The sequence below is a fragment of the Gordonibacter pamelaeae 7-10-1-b genome (assembly GCF_000210055.1).
In the GTDB taxonomy this organism is placed as follows: Bacteria; Actinomycetota; Coriobacteriia; order Coriobacteriales; family Eggerthellaceae; genus Gordonibacter; species Gordonibacter pamelaeae.
This window is the reverse complement of sequence record NC_021021.1, coordinates 506440-510611: the sequence shown is the minus strand read 5'-3', so window position 1 is coordinate 510611 and position 4172 is coordinate 506440. Positions and strand designations below refer to the sequence as shown.

4 protein-coding genes are annotated in these 4172 nt (G+C 65.1%); all 4 read left to right on the top strand.

The window, feature by feature from the left end; genetic code table 11:
• On the top strand, window positions 1–424 hold a 424-nt coding region (locus tag GPA_RS02400; RefSeq protein WP_041238832.1), incomplete at its 5' end, for a LysO family transporter.
• A gap of 195 nt (window positions 425–619) precedes the next feature.
• Window positions 620–2809: an ATP-dependent helicase gene (locus GPA_RS02395; RefSeq protein ID WP_049783984.1), complete on the top strand. Its 2190-nt coding sequence runs from the start codon at window positions 620–622 to the stop codon at window positions 2807–2809.
• 326 nt (window positions 2810–3135) lie between these two features.
• Entirely contained in the window at window positions 3136–3549 is a 414-nt protein-coding gene (locus GPA_RS02390) for a hypothetical protein (protein WP_015538828.1), read from the top strand.
• Window positions 3550–3552: 3 nt separating this feature from the next.
• On the top strand, window positions 3553–3933 hold the full coding sequence (locus GPA_RS16635) for a helix-turn-helix domain-containing protein (RefSeq protein WP_015538827.1): 381 nt from the start codon (window positions 3553–3555) through the stop codon (window positions 3931–3933).
• The last annotated feature ends 239 nt before the right edge of the window (window positions 3934–4172 follow it).

Below are 4172 nucleotides of genomic sequence, written 5' to 3'. Positions count from 1 at the left end.
GTACCACGTGCGCGTGCTCATCGTCCCGGCGGGCATCGTGATCGGCTCGGTGCTGGGCGGCCTCGCCTGTGCGCCGCTCGTCGGGATGTCGCTGCCCGAGGGCGCGGCGGTCGCGTCGGGGCTCGGGTGGTACAGCCTCGCGGGCGTCATGATGACCGACATCGCCGGCGCGAAGGCGGGCAGCATCACGTTTCTGGCGAACCTGCTGCGCGAGCTCGTGTCGTTCTTCAGCATCCCGTGGATCGCGAAGCACCTCAACTATCCCACCTGCATCGCGCCCGCGGGCGCCACGAGCGAGGACACCACGCTGCCCATGCTCGTCCGCTGCACGAACGGCGAGACCGTGGTGCTCTCGGTGCTCAACGGTGTCATCTGCTCCGCGCTGGTGCCCGTGCTCATCGAGGCGTTCCACCAGCTGATGTAGGGGCGGCGGGAGCCTTCGCGCCGTGCCCCCTCGTCCCTTGCAGGCCGTCTGCGCGAACCCCCCGCGCCCTGCGTTCCACGTGAAGCATTTTCCCCCTGCAAGCCCTCCGCGCAAACCCCCGCTCCGAATGTTTCACGTGAAACATTTGTTCGGGAACATCTGTGCGGTTTCTGGTATACTGTCCCTATGGAGCAGATGATCGAAACAGCGGCGAGCGACCAACCCGACGGCGCGGGCGCCCCTCCGCGCTTGAACGCGGCGCAGCGCGAGGCCGTCACGACGACGGAGGGGTATGTGCGCGTGATCGCAGGCGCGGGCACCGGCAAGACGCGGGCGCTCACCGAGCGGTTTGCCTATCTCGTGAACGAGCTGGGCATCATGCCGGGCAACGTCCTGTGCGCCACGTTCACGAACAAGGCGGCCGGCGAGATGCGGCGGCGCATCCGGCGGCTGACGGGCGACAACGACACCGGCTACATCAACACCTTCCACGGTTTCTGCGTGTCGGTGCTGCAGGAGGACGCCCATGCGCTGCAGTACCCGAAGAGCTTCCTCGTGCTGGACAACGCCGACATCGACGCCATGCTCCAGGTCGTCTACGAGGAGCGCGGGCTCACGTTGCGCGACATGACGTTCGCGAAGGCCCGCGACATGATCGAGATCATGAAGCTGAAGGAGCGCCCCGGCTACTACCGCGACATGCTGGCCATGCCGCTCGAGGACCTGCGGCAGAAGTACCTCGACGCGGAGGCTGCGAAGGACATCATCTTCTACGGCTACCTCTACCAGGAGAAGAAGTGCTTCGGGCTGGACTACAACGACCTCATCGTGTTCGTGCTGTACCTCTTCGAGCAGAACCCTGCCATCCGGTCGAAGTGGCAGAGGCGGCTCGAGTACGTCATGGTCGACGAGTTCCAGGACATCGACGGCCTGCAGCACGAGCTCATGGAGGTGCTGGCCGGCTACCACAAGAACCTGTTCGTGGTGGGCGACCCCGACCAGACCATCTACACGTGGCGCGGCGCGGACGTGCGCTACCTGCTGGACTTCGACAAGCGCTTTCCCAAAACGCACACGGTCATGATGCTGGAGAACTACCGGTCGGCGCCGCGCGTGGTGGCCGTTGCGAACTCGCTGATCGAGAAGAACCGCGAGCGCATGCCCAAGCGGCTCGTCGCCGCACGTTTGGCTCACGGGCCCACCGTGTGGCATCACGCGAAGAGCGCGGCCGACGAGGCCGATTGGATCGCCCAGGGCGCCCTCGCGCTGCACGTCGAGGGCGTGGCGTTCCGCGACATGGCCGTGCTCTACCGCGCCCACTACGCATCGCGGCCGGTGGAGGAGGCGCTGCTGCGCGCCGAGGTGCCCCATGCGGTGCACAGCGGCGTGCCGTTCTTCGGCCGCCGCGAGATCAAGGACGCGCTCTCGTACCTGCGGCTCGTCGCCTACCGGGACGACCTCGACTTCGCGCGCGTGGCGAACGTGCCCAAGCGCAACCTGGGACAGCGCCGCATGGCATTTCTGCGGCAGCAGGCCGACGAGCGCGGGTGCAGCCTGTACGAGGCGCTTGCGCTCGCGGCGGACGACGACCTGTTCAAGCGCACGAAGGCGCGCCAGCTGCTCGACCTGATCGAGCGCTTCCACTCGTCTTACGAAGGCCGGCCGGTATCGGAGGTGCTCGCCGCCGTGCTCTCGGAAAGCGGCTATGAGCGCGCGCTGCGCACCGAGGGAAGCCAGGAGCGGCTCGACAACCTGGCCGAGCTCAAGCAGTCCGTCTACGAGTTCGAAACCACGTGCGGTGAAGAGGTGACCCTCGAGCACTACCTGGCCCACGTGGCCCTGTTCTCGAACGCCGACGCGATGGACGACGCGCAGGACAAGGTGCGGCTCATGACCGTCCACGCCGCGAAGGGCCTCGAGTTCCGGCACGTGTTCCTCTGCTCGATGAGCGAGGGAGTGCTGCCGTCGCGCAAGACGAGCACGCCGCAGGGCATGGAGGAGGAGCGCCGCCTGGCGTTCGTGGCCATGACCCGGGCGCGCGACGGGCTGTACCTCACCGAGGCGGAGGGCCGCTCTCACGAGGGCGCGGCGCGCTACCCCTCGCGCTTCCTGCTCGACATCGACCCGGCAGCGCTCGAGTTCTCGGACAAGCCCTCTGACCCCCAGATGGCCGATGCGCGCTCCGTCTACGCGCTGACCGACCGCTGGATAGCCGACCTCGTCCGCGACGCGCGCTTCTCGGTGGGCGACCGCGTGGTGCACGCGGTGTTCGGCGCGGGGCGCGTGTCGGCCGTCGACACCGGGAAGCGCGCCTACGAGGTGGAGTTCGACGGCATGGACACGCCCCGCACCATCTCGTTCAAGGCCAAGCTGGAAGAAGCCTGAGGAGGGCCGCGAACCTTCGCCTTTCTGTTGAAGGAGACCCTATATGATCAGCATCTTCGGCCAAGACACACGCCACCGGCACCGGTGACGCGCGTCTTGGCCGAAGATGCTGATTTGGAGAAAACTACAAATGAATAAGAACAAATGTTCCTATAATGTGCTATAGTATCATCTAACGAGAAAAGGTTGGCGATGCCTAACCTTCGAAGGGGACAGCCGTGTGGAGGGGTTCGCACCTGCCAGTGTATGAGTTTCAGCAGTTTCTTCAAGCGCGCCGCAATCCCTTTACAAACGAAGGTTATTAGGTTATAACCTAAGGAGGCGTTATGTCCGATCAATATCGCTGGGAGTTGCGCGAGGTGCTCGGATGTCCGTTTTTACGCGTTCTTGCGCCGAAGGGTGCTGAAAAGACCTTTCTCGACAAGTTCGCGGAAAAGCGCCAGAACCGCGAGGCGGCCGTGTATGTGGCCAAGACCCTGCAGCAGGTCGTGCGCGACGGCATCGCGCGCAGTTTGACCGTCGGCCGCATCAAGCGGCTGAAAGGCAACATTGTCGAAGTGAAAGCGCAGGGGACGGTGATCAGATGCTTGGCCTATTGCAGTACCGGCGGGCTCATGCTCGTGCTGCTTTCCGTCGAGCGGACCCATCAAGGTTCCGGCAACATGCATCCTTTGATCGAGGAAGCCGAACGGAAAGCGGCCATCGTCGAGGCATTGATCGATGAAGGGAAGGAGGGCTGACGCATGGTGAGAAGCCCTGAGGCGGAGGAGCTCTTCGGAGTGGAGCTGGAGGAGACTCCCGACACGCTCTCGTACGGGCTGTCGGGCGATTTCGCCAGCCAGGTCATGGACGAGCTCGAGCGGCAGGGGATCACACTGGCGGAGCTCGCGCGGCGCATGGGCATCAAGCAGCCCACGTTGTGCGGTATGCTTCGCGGCACCTCCAACATGACGTTGAAGACCATGGCGCGGATGGCCCTCGCGCTGGGATGCACGCTTGAGGTACCGAGGCTCGTTATCGTCGACGAGCCTGCCTCGCCTTCGCGGTTGGCGAAGGTCGTGCCGTTCGATGCGCTCGAAGACGGTCGCAGACGGCGAGCCGAGGTCGAGGCGCTGCAGGCGTGAGCCGGCTTCTGCAAACCGCGTGGAGGGGGAGCGGGTTCAGGGGAACGCTTGTGCGGTTTGCTATACTCCTGCCATGGACGAATTACATGAGAGCGCCTTCGAAGGCGATATGATAGAGGAAGAGAGCGGCTGGGGCGGCTTCGCCGACGACGGCCTCGGGCCTGCCGACGCGGGCGGCGTGGAGCGCCTTGGGTTCGGCTTCGATTCCGAGAGCGGCGGCGATACCGAACCCGATCCCG